The sequence below is a fragment of the Spirochaetia bacterium 38H-sp genome, from assembly GCA_039023545.1.
Lineage (GTDB): Bacteria > Spirochaetota > Spirochaetia > Winmispirales > Winmispiraceae > Rarispira > Rarispira pelagica.
Genome location: JBCHKQ010000005.1, coordinates 129,816 through 147,757, shown reverse-complemented (window position 1 = coordinate 147,757; position 17,942 = coordinate 129,816). Strand labels below are relative to the sequence as shown.

At 42.9% G+C, this 17,942-nt stretch carries 17 protein-coding genes; 10 read left to right on the top strand and 7 right to left on the bottom strand.

Annotation, left to right across the window (positions count from 1 at the left end; genetic code table 11):
- A partial coding sequence (gene era, locus WKV44_09850) for a GTPase Era (GenBank protein MEM5948842.1) occupies positions 1-856 on the bottom strand: 856 nt, incomplete at its 3' end.
- Between the two features lie 84 nt (positions 857-940).
- On the opposite strand from era, the gene WKV44_09845 reads away from it, so the two are divergent.
- The 4 genes from WKV44_09845 to WKV44_09830 all read left to right on the top strand — a co-directional run bounded on the left by WKV44_09845 (position 941) and on the right by WKV44_09830 (position 3,615).
- Positions 941-1,528, top strand: a complete 588-nt coding sequence (locus WKV44_09845; GenBank protein MEM5948841.1) for an ATP-dependent Clp protease proteolytic subunit — start codon at positions 941-943, stop codon at positions 1,526-1,528.
- Positions 1,529-1,670: 142 nt separating this feature from the next.
- Positions 1,671-2,567: an endonuclease/exonuclease/phosphatase family protein gene (locus WKV44_09840; protein ID MEM5948840.1), complete on the top strand. Its 897-nt coding sequence runs from the start codon at positions 1,671-1,673 to the stop codon at positions 2,565-2,567.
- A gap of 191 nt (positions 2,568-2,758) precedes the next feature.
- On the top strand, positions 2,759-2,959 hold the full coding sequence (locus WKV44_09835; GenBank protein MEM5948839.1) for a hypothetical protein: 201 nt from the start codon (positions 2,759-2,761) through the stop codon (positions 2,957-2,959).
- 107 nt (positions 2,960-3,066) lie between these two features.
- On the top strand, positions 3,067-3,615 hold the full coding sequence (locus WKV44_09830; protein MEM5948838.1) for a DJ-1 family glyoxalase III: 549 nt from the start codon (positions 3,067-3,069) through the stop codon (positions 3,613-3,615).
- Positions 3,616-3,688: 73 nt separating this feature from the next.
- Here WKV44_09830 and WKV44_09825 read toward each other — a convergent pair whose 3' ends face one another.
- The 3 genes from WKV44_09825 to WKV44_09815 form a co-directional block, all read right to left on the bottom strand.
- On the bottom strand, positions 3,689-5,026 hold the full coding sequence (locus WKV44_09825) for an acetate kinase (protein MEM5948837.1): 1,338 nt from the start codon (positions 5,024-5,026) through the stop codon (positions 3,689-3,691).
- Between the two features lie 205 nt (positions 5,027-5,231).
- Complete coding sequence (locus tag WKV44_09820) at positions 5,232-6,431, bottom strand: hypothetical protein (GenBank protein ID MEM5948836.1); 1,200 nt, start codon at positions 6,429-6,431, stop codon at positions 5,232-5,234.
- 221 nt (positions 6,432-6,652) lie between these two features.
- Complete coding sequence (locus tag WKV44_09815) at positions 6,653-7,441, bottom strand: DUF6675 family protein (GenBank protein MEM5948835.1); 789 nt, start codon at positions 7,439-7,441, stop codon at positions 6,653-6,655.
- A gap of 50 nt (positions 7,442-7,491) precedes the next feature.
- Between WKV44_09815 and murG the strand changes: the two genes are divergently transcribed.
- The 5 genes from murG to WKV44_09790 all read left to right on the top strand — a co-directional run bounded on the left by murG (position 7,492) and on the right by WKV44_09790 (position 13,028).
- Positions 7,492-8,577: an undecaprenyldiphospho-muramoylpentapeptide beta-N-acetylglucosaminyltransferase gene (gene murG / locus WKV44_09810; protein ID MEM5948834.1), complete on the top strand. Its 1,086-nt coding sequence runs from the start codon at positions 7,492-7,494 to the stop codon at positions 8,575-8,577.
- A gap of 100 nt (positions 8,578-8,677) precedes the next feature.
- Positions 8,678-9,163, top strand: coding sequence for a CvpA family protein (locus tag WKV44_09805; GenBank protein ID MEM5948833.1), 486 nt, complete (start codon positions 8,678-8,680; stop codon positions 9,161-9,163).
- 12 nt (positions 9,164-9,175) lie between these two features.
- Complete coding sequence (locus WKV44_09800) at positions 9,176-10,345, top strand: hypothetical protein (GenBank protein ID MEM5948832.1); 1,170 nt, start codon at positions 9,176-9,178, stop codon at positions 10,343-10,345.
- Positions 10,342-11,511, top strand: coding sequence for an ATP-binding protein (locus WKV44_09795; protein MEM5948831.1), 1,170 nt, complete (start codon positions 10,342-10,344; stop codon positions 11,509-11,511). The genes WKV44_09800 and WKV44_09795 overlap by 4 nt, the downstream gene beginning before the upstream one ends.
- Before the next feature lie 164 nt (positions 11,512-11,675).
- Positions 11,676-13,028: a sigma-54 dependent transcriptional regulator gene (locus WKV44_09790; protein ID MEM5948830.1), complete on the top strand. Its 1,353-nt coding sequence runs from the start codon at positions 11,676-11,678 to the stop codon at positions 13,026-13,028.
- A gap of 154 nt (positions 13,029-13,182) precedes the next feature.
- Here the strand turns inward: WKV44_09790 and WKV44_09785 are convergent, their stop codons facing one another.
- Positions 13,183-13,590, bottom strand: a complete 408-nt coding sequence (locus WKV44_09785) for a J domain-containing protein (protein MEM5948829.1) — start codon at positions 13,588-13,590, stop codon at positions 13,183-13,185.
- Positions 13,591-13,594: 4 nt separating this feature from the next.
- On the bottom strand, positions 13,595-14,938 hold the full coding sequence (gene lysC, locus WKV44_09780; protein ID MEM5948828.1) for a lysine-sensitive aspartokinase 3: 1,344 nt from the start codon (positions 14,936-14,938) through the stop codon (positions 13,595-13,597).
- Between the two features lie 63 nt (positions 14,939-15,001).
- Here lysC and WKV44_09775 point away from each other — a divergent pair, with 63 nt between their 5' ends.
- On the top strand, positions 15,002-17,428 hold the full coding sequence (locus WKV44_09775; GenBank protein ID MEM5948827.1) for a helicase C-terminal domain-containing protein: 2,427 nt from the start codon (positions 15,002-15,004) through the stop codon (positions 17,426-17,428).
- Positions 17,429-17,478: 50 nt separating this feature from the next.
- Here WKV44_09775 and WKV44_09770 read toward each other — a convergent pair whose 3' ends face one another.
- Positions 17,479-17,748 (bottom strand): co-chaperone GroES, encoded by a 270-nt coding sequence (locus WKV44_09770; protein MEM5948826.1) that lies wholly within the window; start codon positions 17,746-17,748, stop codon positions 17,479-17,481.
- Between the last annotated feature and the right edge of the window lie 194 nt (positions 17,749-17,942).

Genomic DNA, 17,942 nt, shown 5'->3' with positions numbered 1-17,942 from the left:
TCTGTAGGATGCTATCGTTTCTTCTCCATCGAGGAACTGCTTTTACGCGTATGTCCAGTTTTATGGGTTTCTCAAATATTTCTGTAAGTTCTTTTTCTGCTTGTGTTCTTATTTGTTTTATTTTATTGCCGCCTTTTCCCACTACTATGCCTTTCTGGCTTTCTCTTTCGACGCAGATTTGTGCTCGTGCCCAAAGTGTGTTGTTCTTTTCTTCTAAGTCTAGGATGTCTATGTAGAGGGCGTGCGGGAGTTCTTGTTTTGTTTGCAGGATTGCTTTTTCTCTTATTATTTCCGCTATTCTAAAGCGTGGATCTTGGTCTGTGATGTATTCTGCCGGGTACAGCGGCTGGCCTTCTTGTGCAAGCTCAAACAGTGTGGTTTTTAGTTTTTCCAGTCCTGCGCCTGTTATTGCCGATATGTGGTGCAGTGAATGTGGATTGAGCTGCGCTTTTATGAGTGTTTCCAGGCTTTGTTTTTTTGTTTCCTGCAGGTCTGTTTTGTTTATTGCGCATACTACCGGGGTTTTTATTGTTTTGAGGATGTTTATGATGTCTTGTTCTTCTTCTCCGGCTTCTCTTGTGCTGTCTACAAGATAGAGTACCATGTCTGTCTCTTCAAGGCTGCTTTTTACAAGTTCTGTCAGGTGTTTGTTAAATTTTTTTTCTGAGTGGTGATAACCGGGGGTGTCTATAAAGATTATTTGGCCGCGTTCTTCTGTGAGTATACCACGTATCTTGTTGCGTGTTGTCTGTGGTACGGGTGATGTTATGGCTACTTTGTATCCGCATAGTGTGTTGAGCAGGGTGGATTTCCCACTTGACGGACGGCCTATTATGGTGCATGTTGCTGTTTTCATTTTTTCCCCTTGTATCGACCATTTTTTTTAAAAGTGATATATTACAGTATAGTTAAATTTTATGTAATTGGTAAGGAGATTTTGATGAGGTTTGAAGATAATGATAAGGGAGCAAATAATAATGAGCAGATGTTTATGGAGCGCTTTTTAAAGACGCGTTCTATTATTCTTACTGGAGAGATTAATAAGGAGCAGTCGGATAAGTTTGTAAGACAGCTTCTTTTGCTTGAGAGTATGGGTGATGAGCCTGTTAAGGTTTTTATAGATTCTCCCGGGGGTGATGTCGATGCGGGGTTTGCTATATTTGATATGATACGTTTTGTTAAGCCTCTTGTTTATACGATAGGTATGGGGCTTGTAGCCAGTGCGGGAGCGCTTATTTTGCTTGCAGCAAATAAGGACAGACGCCTAGGGCTTCCTAACTCGCATTATCTTATTCACCAGCCTTTAAGCGGCATAAGGGGGGTTGCTACGGATATAGAGATACATGCCCGTGAGCTTGAGAGAACACGTGAGAGAATCAATCAGATTATTGCCGAGGAAACCGGCCGTGATATTGCGGTGGTGGAGAAAGATACAGATCGTGATTATTGGATGACTGCCGGGGAAGCAAAGGACTACGGCCTCATAAGTAGAATAATATCTGCCAGAGAGGATATAGCCGATATATAGGTTGTCAATTAAATAAGGTTTTATACCGAACGCGTGCCTGCCTTAGCAGTCACGCTTTTTTTGTATCTGTTTCTTTATTTACTGGTGATATGCCGATAAGATGTCTGTATCTTATGTAATATAGTGTAAAAAGGAGATTGATTTGAAAAGATTTGTTTTTATCATATGTATTTGTACTTCTGTTTTGTATGCGGATGAGTTTACACTGGCAACATATAACGTGCAGAACCTTTTTGATGCCATACACGATGGTACGGAGTATGGAGAGTTTTTGCCGTCTGAGATATGGACAGAAAGCCTTTGTGATAAGAACATTGCCTCTATTGCTTCTGTTATAAAAAGGCTTGATGCAGATATACTTCTTCTCCAGGAGGTGGAAAACATTTCTGTTCTTGAGCGTATGAGGGATACTTTTTTGGCGGATATGGGATATGACTATATCTTCTGTCCCAAGGGCAAGTCTGCAACAAATGTAGGAGTTCTGTCGCGTATTCCTTTGTCTTATGTAAGAGTACACGCTTTTTACAGGGAGGATTTTCCCTATCTTAGGCCTGTCGTGGAGTTTTCGTTCTCTCACGGGAGTGAGAAGTTTTTTGTGTTTGCTGTGCATCTCAAGTCCAAATTGGGCGGAGAAGAAAAAACTGCTCCCGCAAGGGAATTCCAGCTAAGGCTTGTTGCAGGAAGAGTAAGAGAACTTATGCTTAAGGCTGATGCCAATATCATTGTTGCAGGAGATTTTAACGAAAGAGAGGATAAGGTAGAAGCTTTTTTGGATTCTTTGTCGGGTTATGATTTTTTATCTGGGTGGGAGCTTTTTTCTGTTGACGATGGCTCATATTTTTATAATGGCAGATGGGAAAAGATAGATTCTTTTTTCATTTCTGGAACACTTTTCGATGGAAATGGTTATGACGCAATATCTATGACAAGAATAACATCAGGTTTGCTCATAGATGGTAAGCCTCTCAAGCGTGACTATCATAGCGGAGAAGGCTTTTCTGATCATCTACCTCTTGTTTTAAGAATAAGCTGTGACTAATAAATATTGTGCTCTGCAATACCTAAGATAGGATGGACTGTGCCTTTCTTGTATTTTGCCTCATGGGGCTGGGCTGATGTTTGGTATTGTGTGTTTTTGTCTCTTGCGTCAGGAGCTTGTGAAGAGGTCTTGACTGTCACTTGTTTAACAGTATAAACTTAATTTTAAGGTTTATCTAAGGAGAAATATAGATGTCTAAGGCTCATAGAGGTAAGGGAATTCTGGATCAGCCTAAGAAGGGTAGAGGTACTTGCCCTATCTGTAAGCGCAGTGGTGTAAAATTGCTTTATGAGGTTTCTGCCAACGATAAGAAGCTTGCTATTTGCAAGCAGTGCAATACCTCTATTAACAGAGGCAAAAAACAGGAAGAGCTTGCTGCTGCCACTGCATAATTATTTTGTATTCCCGTAAGTCCTGCGTTGGCAGGGCTTTTTTTTTTGCCTTGTCTGTTTGTCTATTATATTTTATTATTTTTATATTACAATGAGGGAGGCCAAGTATGAAAAAAGCTGTTATATGTCTTGCCGAGGGTTTTGAAGATGTAGAGGCAGTTATGCCTATAGATTTGTTAAGACGAGCCGGAGTTTCTGTTACTGTCGCAGGTGTTACAGGTTGGGAGATTGTTTCTTCCAGAGGTCTTAGGCTTGTTGCGGATGCGCTTCTTGCGGATCTTGTACCAGGTGATGCGGATGCGCTTATTTTGCCCGGGGGTATGCCAGGAGCGAGCAATCTTGCTGCTTCTTCTGATGTCACTGCATGGATAAAAGCCTGTATTGCACAGGATAAGATTGTTGCTGCTATATGTGCATCTCCTGCTGTTGTGCTGGGTAAAGCAGGGGTTCTCAAGGGCAAGAGGTTTACCTGTTATCCGGGAAATGAAAAGGATGTTACCGATGGTATTTTTGTTACAGAGCCTGTTGTTATTGATGGAAACATTGTAACCAGCAGAGGTGTAGGTACGGCAGATGCGTTTGCTCTGGAGCTTATAAGGCTTCTTGCAGGAAAGGATATGAGGGATAAGGTAGCAAAAGCAACTTTGATAGAATAGTTTATTTGAGTTTTTTACTTGGTCTATATAAATCAGGGCTGCCAGAGAGGCAGCCCGCTTGTTTGTTGGATATTTATTTTTTGTTGAGAATTATCTTGTCCAGTCCCTGCCACTTTTTGAGATCTTTTGGAAGTTTTTCCAGTCTGTCTTTGTTTACATAGTCAGGCGACTCAAAGGAATATGTAAAATTGGTGTGAACATCATATGTGTTGTTAAGAAGGGCATAAGTGTCTTCTGTCATAACCATTTCTTCATCAGTTGGTATTACAAATACTTTTACAGGTGAATCATCTGTGGAGATTATAGTCTCCGCATTTCTTGTCATGGATGCTTTGTTTCTCTCTGGATCTAGCTTTATCCCAAGGTTTTCCAATCCTTCTAGAGCCATTTGTCTTGTTATGGGTCCCTTTTCTCCTACTCCTGCCGTAAATACTATTGCATCCACTCTGCCTAATGCTGCCATATAGGCTCCCACATATTTTCTTATTCTGTACGCTTCTATTTTTTGGCAAAGGATTGCTTGTTGGTCACCTTTTTCTGCTGCTATTTCCACATCTCTTCTGTCAACCCACTTGCTTGTGATTCCAAGTACTCCGCTTTTTTTGTTAAGAGCTGTTTCCATTTCTGCTGGGCTCATTCCTGTCTGGTTCATCATATAAAAGGGGATTGCCGGATCTATATCTCCGCTTCTTGTTCCCATAACAAGGCCTTCCAGGGGAGTGAGCCCCATGGATGTGTCGTATGAGCAGCCGTTCTTTACAGCATTGATGCTTGCTCCGTTGCCTATGTGGGCTATTATGAGGTTTGCCTCGGAGGGTTTTTTGCCAAGAAGTACTGCAGCTCTCCTAGATGTGTAAAGAAAAGATGTTCCGTGAAATCCGTATCTTCTTACTCCGTACTTGGTGTACCACTCATATGGGAGTGCATAGATATAGGAGCTTGCTGGCATTGTCTGGTGCCATGCTGTGTCCATTATGGCACAGTGAGGTACATCTGGGAGTATGTCCTTGGCTGCTTCTATTCCCTGTATGTTTGCAGGGTTGTGCAGGGGGGCAAGGTGTGCTATTTCTTTGAATCCCTTAATGACCTCGTCTGTTATTATAACGGAGCTTGCAAATTTTTCTCCGCCATGTACCACTCTGTGTCCTACTGCCTTGATTTCTGAGGGGTCTTTTATTGCACCGTACTCTGGGTCAAGGATTGCTTCCATTATGAGCTTTATTGCTTCTTTGTGGTCCGGGCAGTCGTGTTCTTTTTTGTACTCCGGTTTTCCTTTTGCTTCGTGCTCTATTGCAGAGCCTTTTTGTGTTACTCTTTCTACTACGCCGCTTGCAAGGCGTGTCTTATTGTCCCAATCGTAAATCTGGTATTTTACGGAAGAGCTTCCGCAATTGAGAGTCATTATTACCATTTGAGGTTTTCCTCCATAGTATTTTTATTTGTTATTACAATGGCATATATCAATGTTTTTTTCAAGTTTTATGACGGTTTTTACTGTGGATTCAATAATAAGAGGTGTTTTTTTAGTTTTTGTATACTGTATTTTTATAATTTTTTGATGGTTTTATTAAAAAAAAGCGGACTGTTTGTCCGCTTTTTACTGTTATTTAAAAAATCTATAATAAAATACCAATTGTTATTCCAAGATTTCCACCCATTCCCTGGTTGAAATATAGAGTTGCGGGTATATCCATGTATATTGGCCCTATGGAAAGCATGAGATCTAGCATCATTTTGGGCATAAACAGTGTTGGTGCGGTATTTTGTGTGGAAGAGTTGACTTCTATATTTCCCGGTGTAACAGGAATGTTGTAGCTGTACGGAGTGGGGGATGTCCCGGCTATTGATGGCGATACTGTTATGGTGCTGTTATCTTTTAGACTGAGGTCTGTTTTGCCTATTGCGATATCTGCTCCTGCGCCTCCGCTTAGCTGTACTATGCCAAGTAGTTTTATTCCTGTTATGACTTCCAGGGGTATTATTGTCTGGAAGCTATCTATGTTTATTGTAATATCAGGATTTATGCTCATTGTGCCTGAGAGGTTAGCTATACCCATGTTGGAGCCGCTTAGGTCTACTGTTCCTGAAAATGTCCCTCCGTCTATTGTGTCCAGCTTGGGTTTTATGTTGTAGGTTTGTCCAGAGAAAATGAGTCCGCTTCCTAGATTGATTCCTGTCCATTTTATGGCGATGAGATTGAGGCTTGGTATCAGTTGATAACGTGCTGTTGCGCCTGCAATCCAACTGGAATATTTTATGTCCGTGGAGTCTGTGTTTATACTTGCCTGCATGGCAGTCAGCTTGGTTCCCAGGGTGAGTCCCTTGAGCAGAAAGCCAGAGTTGAGGCTTGCTTCTAAGGCTGCAAGTTGCCAAGCTAGTCCCATAAGGGAACTTTCTCCCTCGGATAGTTTGTTGATATAGTCTGTGGCACTTGTTGGAAATCCTGACGAGGGTATTTGGGCGCCAACCATTGTTCCCGCACTTACTGCGATAAAGCTTATGTCAGTGAGTGCTCTTTGTGTTGTAACTCCGCTTGTTGCAAAGACGCCTGCATTGGAAAATCCTGTCCCAATTGTCTTATCTTCATATGCCTGAAAGAGTGTTTTGAGTTCAGACTCAAATGTCCCAAGGTTGTTGAGTTGATTGTTGGTAGCTGTTTCTATGTTGGCTATTGATGTTGAGTCAATTCCAGGGATGGTTGTGCTGAGTGCTGTGGTGTCTACTTGAGGTGGTGTTATGCTGACATCAAGTGCTGTAATAGAGAAGGTTGCTGTTATAAGTAGGATTGCAAGTAATGTTTGTTTTTGGGTTCTCATGGGTTTTTTCCTGATTTTTAGTTTTTTACCTTGTTGAATGTTTTTGTTGCATATTTGGAGAGAATTATTTTTGCTTATTATATTATAGCACTGTTTTTTTTATTTTTCTATGATAAGTTTTTTTTTTGAGATGTTTTGATTTTCTTTTTTATTGCCGAAGGCAGCATAAAACAGCGCAGCTGTTTTATGCGTTCGGTGTGTTTTTTGCCGGATAGTGTGGGTTATTGTATCTGGGTGGTAAACCAGTTTTTTAGCGCTACTATGCGGTTGTAGAAGCTGTCGTAGCGTTTTTCTATGCCAAAGAAGCTTATTGTTTTTACGCTGCAGATGCCGTAGAAGATTATGTATTCTTCCCGGGGGATTATGATGAGGTTTATGCTTATGTTGCCCGGGTCTACTAGGGGTATCCAGCCCATGTATGCTAGTTTGTCACGGTTTATCATGCTGAGGATGAGTGTGGTGTTTTTTTGTATGTAGTCTATGCTGTATATGTTTTTGCCAAAGCTAGAGTCGTCCTGATAGATTAATATGCTGTCTGTTTGAGGGATTTTGTTATATTCTGGGTCAGGTTGTTTGTTTTTGTTTTTTTGGTTGTCTATTATGTAGGCTTCTTTGAACATTATTCGCATTTTTTTTCTGCTTGCGGAGTAATATTCTATGCCGCTCATGCTGCTTATTTTGTGTGTTATGTTGTATATTGCAAGTTGTGTGTTCTTTTCTGCTCTCAGTTTTTCTGTCATGGGGATTATGAATATGGTTTCCACGCCTATTGTGGGTTTGAGTTTGTTTATCTGTTGTTGTATTTCTTTGTAGTATTCTCCTGTATAGATGATAATGGGTGTGTTGTCAAAGTATTTTGTAAATTGTCCGGTCTGTTCTAGCTGTTTTTTTTCTTCTGTGTTTAGCATAAAGGGTAGTTTTGGATATTTTTCTTGTATTTGCTGGCTGTGGATGTTGGTTGTCAAAAGGAGGATTGTAAGGCTTAGAATTGCAGTTTTTTTTGCTTTCATGTTATGCTTGAGTTTATTGAACTTGTTTTTATGCGTCAAGTGAGGTGCTTATGCGTATTGTTTATACTGGTGGTGGTACGGGAGGGCATGTTTTTCCTGCTGTTGCTGTTCATTCTGAGCTTGAAAAAAGGGTTGATGGGCTTGAGGCTTTTTGGATTGGTTCTTCTTCTGGTCCCGAGAGGGGGTGGGTGGAGGATGCGGGGATTGTTTTTTATGGTGTGTTCAGCGGTAAGTTGAGAAGGTATTTTTCTTTGTGTAATGTGCTGGATGTTTTTAAGGTTTTTATAGGTTTTTTGCAATCTTTTTTTATTCTTCTTAGGTTGAGGCCGGATGTGCTTTTTTCTAAGGGGGGGTATGTTGCTGTTCCTCCCGTCGTTGCTGCTAAGGTTCTTGGTATTCCTGTTGTTATTCATGAGTCGGATTTTGATCCGGGGCTTGCTACGAGGATTACTTGTCGTTTTGCAAGGAAGATTTTGCTTACGTATGAGGAGACTGTTTCTTTTTTTGCTCCCGAGTTTAGGGATAGGTGTGTTGCTACGGGTAATCCTATAAGAGCTTCTGTTCTTGATGGTTCTGCTGAGAGGGCGGGAGAGTTTTTTCCTTTGGATGATCGGCCTCTTGTTCTTGTGCTTGGGGGGAGTTCTGGAGCAAGGCAGGTTAATGAGCTTGTGTGGGCTGTTTTGCCCAGGCTTCTTGAGCATGTGCAGGTGATTCATCAGGCAGGGGCTTTTGCTGATGAGGCTCCTGTATATGAGGGGTATCATTGTGTTGAGTTTATGTCTTATGAGCTTGCACATGTTCTTGCGCGTGCTGATGTTGTGGTTTCTCGTGCGGGTGCGGGTGCTGTCGCGGAGTTTGCTGCTCTTGGTAAGGCTTGTGTTTTTATTCCTCTTGGTAAGGAGTATGGCAGCAGAGGAGACCAGGTGCGCAATGCTTCTTATCTTGCTGGGAATCATGCTGCTGTTGTGCTCGCGGGTGATGATGCCAATCCTGATAGCCTTTTTTCTGCTGTGATGCGTCTCGTTTCTTCTCCTTCCGAAAGGTCTTTGTTGTCCGAGAGGATTGCTTCTTTTTCCAGGCCTGATGCTGCTTCTGCTATTGCGGATGTGATTGTTTCTTGTGTACAGCATTCTTAGAAAGGCCGTCCGCAGCTTGCTGCGGTAAGGCCGTTCGGTTTATTTTTTGTAGTTTTTTTTGGGGGTGTGTTTTATTATATTGTTATTGCAGGAGGTTTTTATGTCTGCTCTTGATTATGTTTTTGTTGCTGTGATTGTTTTGTTTGTTGTGCAGGGCTTGATTAAGGGGTTTATACATGGGCTTTTTTCTGTGATTGCTGTGGGTGGAGGTCTTGCTGTTGGGGCGATATGGGGTAGTTATGTTGCTGGGTTTTATGATGAGCTTTTAGGTGTGTCTGTGTGGAGTCCTGTTTTGGGTTTTCTTTCTCTTTTTATTCTTGTTTATGCTGTGGTTAAGCTTGTGGAGAATGTTCTTGATAAGTTTATAGAAAAAGTTAACCTCGAGAGTCTTGATAAGGCATTGGGGTTTTTCTTGGGGATTATCAAGGGTGTTATTGTTGTTGCCGTGCTTATCATGATTCTTGCAGGGCAGCAGTTTGTGGATTTTTCCAGAGCTCTTGAGGTGTCTTTTTTTTATAAGTTGATTTCTCCTGTTTTACCGGATTTGTCTTTGTTGATTGATTCTGCGAGTAAGGTTATACGTTAGGCAGGAGGCAGGATGTTTGAGAATATTATCGGCCATCGCGATGTTGTGTCTCAGCTTATGCGTGATATTGCCTCATCGTCCTTTCCGGCGTCTTCTTTGATTGTCGGTCCTGCTTATAGTGGTAAGCTCACTCTTGCTCTTGAGATTGCACGTGTGCTTTCCTGTCAAAGAGAGGGTGCGTGGTCGTGTTCTTGTTCTTCTTGCAATAGACAGAGGTTTCTTATGGAGCCTAGAACGGTTGTTGTGGGGAGAAAGGATTTTATGCGCGAGATAAGGGCTGCCTGGGATACTCTTAATAGGGATTGTTCTCTGGGGCCTTTGTACCTTTTTATTCGTTCTGTGAGAAAGTTGCTTAAGAGATTTGAGCCTTTTTTGTGGGAGGATGAGGAGTCTCGTATCAGGGATGTTTCTTCTGCTGTTGCGTCTGTTTCCGAGTCGCTGGAAGCTTTTTTCCCTGTGAGTTCTTCTGAGCTTCCGGATGTTATGTCGGATAAGTTGCAGAAGGCTGGTAATAAGATTGTTAAGAATTGTCAGACTTTGTCCTCTTCTCTTCCGTCTGATGGTGTTCCTGCGTCTGTGATAAGGCGTATTGTGTCTTTGGTTCATCACTCTACGGCTTCTGTTCCTCATGTTGTGATTATTGAGAATGCGGATTATCTCAATGAGGCTGCAAGGAATGCTCTTCTTAAGGTTTTGGAGGAGCCGCCTTCTTCTTGCTATTTTATTCTTCTTTCTAGAAAGCGTTCGGGTATTATTCCTACTATTTTGTCGCGTGTAAGGCCGTATGTACTTTTTGATAGAAGCGAGGAAGATATGACTTCTGTGCTTAGGCGTGTTTTTAAGGTGGATAATGGCTATTCTCATCTTGCGGAGTTCTTTTTGTCTTTTATGGGTATCCAAGAGGATGGTCTTGTGGATAAGGCTAAGGCTTTTGTAGCGGCTGTTAGAGGAGATGCTTCTGTTGATTATTCTGGTATTGAGGTGCCCAAGGATGACTGGTCTGTGTGGTTTGAGCTTGTTCTTGAACTTCTGAGAAAAGAGTTGTCTTCTCTTGAACCGTGGAGGCTGGATTTGTTGTCACAGGTTATGCGAGATATGAATATGAGTGTTTCTGAGCTTAATATTTCTCCGGTTTCTGCTATAGAGGCTGCTGTCTTGGCTTTTGAGGGGTGTCGCGGATGAGGCCTTTTCTTGAGAGAGCAATTGCCAAGTTGGATAAGCTGGATGGGGTTCAGCTTAGGCGGGTTTTTGAAGACCTTAGCGATGAGTATGAGCTTTTTGAGGATGTTTTGCATTCTATGCCTGAGGCTGTTATAGTAGCTGATAAAAAGGGAAATCTAATATTCTCCAGCAGGCTTGCTCAAAAATTGGGATTGGTATGCAGCGATGCTGAGGAGTGTAATCTTGCTTCTGCAATAAAGGATAAGCAGATAAGGGATGTTGTAGTCAGTGCCGTGGATAATGAGGAAACTGTGAGAGGTAAGGAGTTTACTCTCATGCTTGGTGCTGTACATAGGAGGTTTAGGCTGGATGTGGTGCCTTTGGTACGCAAGGGCAGGATAAGGGGTAATCTTATCCTGCTCGAGGATATCACGGAGAGAAGAGCTGAGCAGATGAGACTGAGGCGGGCGGAGAATCTTGCTTCTCTTACTACTCTTGCAGCCAGTGTTGCTCATGAGATAAAGAATCCTCTGGGTGCTATAAGCATACATGTGCAGCTGCTTGAAAAGTCTGCCAATAACAAGGGGCAACTTAGTTATGAGGAGATGAAGCCTTTTTTGTCTGTTATGAAGGAAGAGACAGAAAGGCTCAATAGAATTGTTGTCGATTTTTTGTTTGCAGTGCGTCCCATAAATTTGGAGCTTAGCTCTACCAATATAGAAGACCTTATAGAAGAGCTTCTTAAGCTTGTAAGGCCGGAGTTAAAAGAGAAAAAAATAATTGTGACAAGAAAATATCTTGGTCTTCCGCCTCTTAATATAGACGGAAGATATATGAAGCAGGCAATGCTCAATATAATAGAGAACGCAATACAGGCTATGCCTGAGGGCGGGGAAATTACTATAAGAACTGGTATCAAGGATAATAGGGCTATGGTAGCCTTTGATGATAGCGGGCAGGGTATACCCGATGATTTAAAAGAAAAGATTTTTGAGCCTTATTTTACGACAAAGGATACAGGTACGGGGCTTGGGCTTACGATAGTATATAAGATAATACGGGAACATGGCGGAGATATAGAGCTTAGTTCCGAACAGGGAAAGGGAACAAGCTTTGTTTTCCTTCTACCGCTTCCGCCAGAAGCTCTCAAGATGATAAGCTGGAAGGGAGAGAACAGCCCGGGCTGAGCCTATTAGGGCTGTTATTCACAGGCTTTTTCTCTGCCTTTACAAGCTGGGGCGCAGGTTGTTTGCAGCATGTATGATAAGCAGAAAAATGGGCACTGCTGGAGCAATTGCAAAACAGCCCTAAAAAGACTGCACCAAGGATAAAGTAGGCACAGGAGATAATAATGATATTTACGATACTTATTGCAGATGATGAAAAAAACATACGCGAAGGGCTTGGCTCATTCCTCAAGATGGAAGGATACCAGGTTATTCTTGCAGAAGACGGACAAGAAGCAAAGAATTTACTGGCAGAAGAAGAGATCGATCTCGTAATCGCTGACCTTAGAATGCCAAAGATAAGTGGAGAAGAACTACTTAAGCATATTAAAGACAATTACTCCACAGTGCCGGTAATAATACTCACGGGACATGGTACTGTGGAATCCGCTGTGCAGGCAATGCGCGATGGCGCCTTTGATTTTCTTACAAAGCCGCCTGATTTGGACAGGTTGGGGTTGCTTGTAAAGCGTGCTCTCTCTACGCGAGAAATGATTCTGCAGCAAAAGATACTGCAGAGAGAACTCGAAAAGGACAAGCGCTTTGGCCTTATCATAGGAAAAAGTCCCAAGATGAAGCATATCTTTGAGGTGATAGAGCAGGTTGCACCGACAAAAGCCTCTGTTCTCATAACCGGAGAAAGCGGAGTTGGTAAGGAAAAAATAGCCGATGCAATCCACTACTTCTCCGACAGAAGGGACAAGCCGTTGATAAAAGTTCACTGTGCAGCACTTGCAGAAACACTGCTTGAGAGCGAATTGTTTGGCCATGAGAAGGGTGCTTTTACCGGAGCAGTTTCTGCAAAACGCGGTCGTTTTGAGCTTGCTCACGGTGGTACACTCTTTCTTGACGAGATAGGTGAGATAAGCCCTGCCGTTCAGGTAAAACTCCTGCGTGTACTGCAGGAAAAAAAGTTTGAGAGAGTCGGCGGAGAACGCACACTGGAAGTGGACGTGAGAATAATAGCTGCCACCAACAAGGATTTAAAAGCGGAGGTGGAGAATGGTAATTTTAGAGAAGATCTGTACTACCGCCTCAACGTTGTTCACGTACAGCTCCCTCCTCTGCGAGACAGAAAAGAAGATATCCCACTTCTTGCAGCAGCTTTTCTTAAAGAACTTGCCCACGAGAACAACAAAACCATAAACGGCATTGACCAGAAAGCCCGTATGATACTTCACCATTACTCCTGGCCTGGCAACATAAGGGAGCTTAGAAACTGCATAGAAAGCGCTGTAGTGATGAGCCGCGACAGCATCATTACTGCAGAAGACCTGCCTCCCCATATCCGAGAAGCAGGTGACCATGAGGACTATATCCGCATCCCTCTTGGCTCAAGCATGGAAGAAGCGGAAAAAGAAATAATAAGAAGCACTCTGCTTTATTGTAATGGCAACAAAAGTAAAGCTGCAGAAATACTAGGAATAGGCAGAAAAACACTTTACAGAAAAATAGAAGAATACAACCTTGAGCAATAGTAAAAAAAAGACCGAACGTCGTACCTGCGCCCTACTGGCAAAGCATCTTATGTCCTCTCGCCGAGAAGCAGCACGGACCGCCTAAGCGGTCTGTGCGTTCGGGATATAAAACGCGGCGCAGGTACTCCTGCCTGCGGCGCATATAAGCAAGGTTTTACAAGCCCTTAGCTGTAAAGAAATCCTTGAGAACAGAATAAGCATGATTGATTTTTTTGGCTTCCTCTGTAGCCTTTTTTAAAGCTTCTTCATCCCCCTGTATCCTATCAGGGTGAAAACGCCTCATGGCCTCTCTGTAAGCCTTCTTAACCATGGGAAAAGAGCTGTCGTAAGAAAGTCCCAGCACATCAAAAGCCTTCTGTATCTCTGGATCAATTGAGGGCTTATGGAAAGTGCTGTTCTTTTGCCTCTCTGTGCGGTATGTTCTGCCTGCAAGAAAATCGTCAAGCTCCTCCATAGCCTCACGGAAGACAGCATCTGAGTCATCTGTTTCGAAAAAATCGCTTTTAAACCTGTTGAGCTCGGCCCTAAGAATACGGGAAAGCCTCTCAAAAATATCACTCACACAATCACCTGTCTAAAAAAAAGGTCTTGTGCAGTCTTCTTACAGCCTCGTCCGCCTTATCCTTGTGCACAACAAAAGAGAGATTAATATGAGAAGACCCCATTGTTATCATCCTAACGTCTATACCTTTGAGGGCGGAGAAGGTCTTTATGATAGTCTCATGGCTTTTCCACACATCTTCTCCTATAAGGGAGACAATACTCTTGTCTTCTTCTACATCAACCTTTGCTATCCTGGACAGCTCTTTTGTAATAGCTCCCAGATTGGAATTATCATCTATTGTCAGAGACACAGAGACCTCAGAAGTGGCAATCAAATCTACAGGTGTCTTGTGCTCTGCAAAAACAGAGAAAATCTTATTGAGAAAACCATAGGCATTGAGCATACGGTATGAGCGGATGTTGATAAGGCTTATATGCTTTTTGCCTGTAATCGCCTTGAGCCCCTTGGAAGGGCTTTTGCTTGTTATCGTGGTTCCAGGCTTTTCTGGTGCCATTGTATTCTTTACAAGAACAGGAATCCCTTTTTCAACAGCAGGCTGTATGGTAGAAGGGTGTACGACCTTGGCACCAAAGTAAGCAAGCTCAGCTGCTTCCTGGTAGCTCATGGCAGGAATAGGCCTTGGATTGTCCACTACTCTGGGATCGGCACTCATAATTCCATGGACATCGGTCCATATCTGAATCTCATCCGCACCTATTGCAGCCCCAATTATGGCAGCACTAAAGTCTGACCCTCCTCTGCCAAGAGTCGTAGTGGTGCCGTCGACTGCAGAGGCAATAAAGCCCTGCATGATTATAAGTTTATTATTATTCTTTTTTATAAAGGAAGAGAGAAGCCTCTCTGTTGTTTGATAGTCTACCTGTGCAGCTCCGTAGTTGTCATCTGTTTTTATGTACTCCCTACTGTCAGCAAGAAAGGCATCCATACCTCTCTCAAGTGCACGGTAGTAGAGCAGAAAGGTTGACATTCTCTCTCCAAAAGACTGGATATAGTCCAAGTCCTTTTTGCTCATATGCCTTTCTTCACAGAGGGACTTGAGAATATCAGCAAGCTCGGAAAAAAGTTTTTGCAGCGTATCCGTTGCTTTATCCAGATAATCTTTGCTTAAGAACGCATGAGCAATCTCATAGTGATGAGTTATTATCACGTTTAAAATGCTCTGATAATTCTCATCATCCCCGCGTGCCGCAGCACGTGCCGCTTGGATTAGTCTGTCTGTAGTCTTTGCCGTAGCAGAAGAAACAAGTACCGCTCTATTTTTGAGGTTATTCTCTACTATGGACAGAACAGCGTCCATTCTTTCTGCATTTTGTACCGATGTACCGCCAAATTTTAATACTACCATAAATACATGTTAGCTTTTTAATGGACTGTTGACAAGCGGTGACATGATTCTTACTGTGGCCATATGGATGTGGAAAAGAAGCTGTCCAGGGCAGCATGTGAAAAACTGAGAGCTGCAATATCCGATGCAATGGGCAACGAAGTTGTTGCGGCAGGATTCCTTGGGAAAGACGGCATAATAGAGGATATAAAGATTGTCTCAAGGGGAGATGTAGAAAGTGCACCGGCACTTATAAAGCACTTTGATGGAGCGGATGTTGTTATACATAACCATCCAAGCGGGGTTCTGGCTCCAAGTAAAGCCGACTTATCTTTTGCAAACTACGTAGGTGATGATGGTATAGGCTTCTTTATAGTGGATAACAGCGTACGCTTTGTGTATGTGGTAACAGAGCCAATAATCCATAAAGAGATAAGTCCGATATCAGTGGATAAGCTCGCCGCATTTCTTGAGCCCGGAGGAGCCTTCTCCGGTATGGAAACATACGAGTACAGGGAAAAACAGGTAGATCTTCTCAAAAAAATAGCAAAGAGTTTTAATGAGAGCGAGATTCTCATAGCAGAAGCAGGGACAGGTATAGGAAAATCGTATGCTTACATAATCCCGGCAATAAAATGGGCAGAAGAAAATCAAGAAAGAGTTGTAATAAGTACGGCAACCATTAATCTGCAGCAGCAGCTTATAGAAAAAGATATCCCTCTTGTAAAAAAGATGCTTGGCTCGGATATAAAAGTATGCCTTGTAAAGGGCCGGCAAAACTATCTGTGCAGAAGACGTCTTGCAGAGCTGCTTACCGATGGAGACTCTGAGCTTTTTACGGATATGGATAAGGTCAAGGAAATAGCCGAGTGGGCGGATAATACTCCTACCGGCGACAAAGTGGATATACCCTTTTTTGTTGAGCCTGAGCTATGGAGCAGAGTATGCTCCGAGACAGAAACCTGTATGGGAATACGCTGTCCTGACAGAGAAAGATGCCATGTTCTCAGGGTAAGAAAAGAAGCAGCCTCATCCGGAATACTCGTGGTTAATCATCATCTGCTTTTTTCCGACCTTAGTATACGACTTGATGGCAGAGGATTTGAAGGAAGCGGTGTGCTTCCGTCTTTTCACAGGCTTATTTTTGATGAGGCTCATAATCTGGAGAACAGCGCCACATCCTTTTTTTCTATGAGCCTTCTTCCCGAGAGCTTATGGAGACTTCTTAGACGTTTTTTTTCCATAAAAAAAGGCAGGAAAACAGGTGCACTCATGCGACTTACCAAAGAGCTAGGGCCATCTTCTGAGGCAGATGAGCTTCAGGCATCTGCGGCTAGCATAAGCGCAGCTCTTGATACTGTGCAGGTAGTATGGCTTGCTGCACTTTCTGACAGCTATACACTGTCTATAAAAGACTCCTCCGGTTATGATGCTCAGATGGCAAGCCTTGCAAAGCTGCAAGAAGAAGTTCTGCACCTTGTCTCTATTTTTGACTCTTATATGCGAACTCTTGATGACACTTTAAAGGAACTTCCTGTTGTGCAGGAAGCCCTGATGCTTGTAAACCGAATCGGAGACGCTGCCAGATTTTGTCAGGCCTTTAGAGACAGGGATATGGAAGATATGGTCTACTGGGCGGAGAAAATCTCTCTTTCTAGAGGCGGTCATACTGTAAGGCTCATCATAAGTCCCATAAATCCAGGCAAGTATATGAAAGAAGCCCTCTATGAGACCTGTGATACAATCGTTTTTACCAGTGCCACGCTTACCGTAAAAAACGATTTTTCCTTCTGGAAGCGTTCTGCAGGGCTTATTGGCATAGAGAGTCTAAGGCACATATCTGAGGCAGTATTTCCTTCTCCCTTCTGCTATGAAGAGAACGTCTTGCTGGCTGTTCCCTCTGACCTACCCATGCCGGACAGCCCTGATTATTGTGATGCTCTGTCTTCTTTTCTGAGAGAACTCCTTATTGTATCGGAGGGGCACGCACTGATACTCTTTACATCTTATTCTCTCTTATCCACTGTCTACGAACAGGTTGCACCCTTCTTGAGAAAGCATGAAATCGTATCCTTCCGTCAGGGGGAGGACGAGAGGAGCAGACTTCTTAACCGCTTTAAGGACATGCCTGCCAGTGTCTTGTTTGGTACTGAGAGCTTTTGGGAAGGTGTCGATGTTCCTGGTGATGCACTCAAACTTGTTGTCTTAAGCAGACTGCCGTTTCGTGTGCCCTCTCATCCCATAACAGAGGCGAGAATATCCTATCTCAACAAACATGGAAAGAGAGCCTTTGCCTTAAGACAGCTTCCGGAGGCTGTCATGCGCTTTAAGCAGGGTTTTGGCAGACTTATGAGGCGCTCTTCTGACAGAGGTGTTGTTCTGGTAACAGACGTACGCTGCATCACAAAACCCTACGGGCGGCTTTTTCTTGACTCAGTGCCTCCCGCAAGACAGTTTGTAGCAAGCTCTGAGGCTGTTATATCGGAGGTGGAGGGTTTTTTGTACGGATAAAAAAAGGCTGCCAGCAAAGCGGCAGCCTGTTCGGTATAAAAACAAAACTCTTAGTCTTCTACTATACCAAGTACGTCATTCATGCCGAGGATGAGGTATTCCTCTCCGTCGATTTTGATGTTGGTTCCTGCATACTTGTCATAAAGAACCTTGTCATCTACTTTTACTTTTATTGCGTCCTTGTCGTCGCCTACTGCAACAACAGTACCCATCTGGGTTTTTTCCTGGGCAGTCTGAGGAATATATATTCCTCCAGCTGTTTTTGTCTCGCCCATCTCGATTTTTACAAGAATTCTGTCACCTAGTGGTTTTACCTTCATAATAAATCCTCCTACATAGATATACCTAACTTATAGGTAGTGTAATTGTGAGATAAATGACAGCTATATGGTTATAGAAAATATACGATTATCGTTTTTTATCGTCAATAAAGTTTTATAAAAAAAGATTGTCACAAGAACGCTATGCTTTGCCTGTCTTTTTAAGCATTATGTCGGCTATATTCATGCTTTTA

What these genes read in the sequence shown, in the direction of transcription:
- WKV44_09845 (MEM5948841.1), top strand. Translation starts at nt 941, where the DNA reads ATGAGGTTTGAAGATAATGATAAGGGAGCAAATAATAATGAGCAGATG.
- WKV44_09835 (MEM5948839.1), top strand. Translation starts at nt 2,759, where the DNA reads ATGTCTAAGGCTCATAGAGGTAAGGGAATTCTGGATCAGCCTAAGAAG.
- WKV44_09790 (MEM5948830.1), top strand. Translation starts at nt 11,676, where the DNA reads ATGATATTTACGATACTTATTGCAGATGATGAAAAAAACATACGCGAA.
- WKV44_09825 (MEM5948837.1), bottom strand. Translation starts at nt 5,026, where the DNA reads ATGGTAATAATGACTCTCAATTGCGGAAGCTCTTCCGTAAAATACCAG.
- WKV44_09770 (MEM5948826.1), bottom strand. Translation starts at nt 17,748, where the DNA reads ATGAAGGTAAAACCACTAGGTGACAGAATTCTTGTAAAAATCGAGATG.
- WKV44_09820 (MEM5948836.1), bottom strand. Translation starts at nt 6,431, where the DNA reads ATGAGAACCCAAAAACAAACATTACTTGCAATCCTACTTATAACAGCA.
- WKV44_09830 (MEM5948838.1), top strand. Translation starts at nt 3,067, where the DNA reads ATGAAAAAAGCTGTTATATGTCTTGCCGAGGGTTTTGAAGATGTAGAG.
- WKV44_09815 (MEM5948835.1), bottom strand. Translation starts at nt 7,441, where the DNA reads ATGAAAGCAAAAAAAACTGCAATTCTAAGCCTTACAATCCTCCTTTTG.
- WKV44_09775 (MEM5948827.1), top strand. Translation starts at nt 15,002, where the DNA reads ATGGATGTGGAAAAGAAGCTGTCCAGGGCAGCATGTGAAAAACTGAGA.
- WKV44_09800 (MEM5948832.1), top strand. Translation starts at nt 9,176, where the DNA reads ATGTTTGAGAATATTATCGGCCATCGCGATGTTGTGTCTCAGCTTATG.
- WKV44_09795 (MEM5948831.1), top strand. Translation starts at nt 10,342, where the DNA reads ATGAGGCCTTTTCTTGAGAGAGCAATTGCCAAGTTGGATAAGCTGGAT.
- murG (MEM5948834.1), top strand. Translation starts at nt 7,492, where the DNA reads ATGCGTATTGTTTATACTGGTGGTGGTACGGGAGGGCATGTTTTTCCT.
- WKV44_09805 (MEM5948833.1), top strand. Translation starts at nt 8,678, where the DNA reads ATGTCTGCTCTTGATTATGTTTTTGTTGCTGTGATTGTTTTGTTTGTT.
- lysC (MEM5948828.1), bottom strand. Translation starts at nt 14,938, where the DNA reads ATGGTAGTATTAAAATTTGGCGGTACATCGGTACAAAATGCAGAAAGA.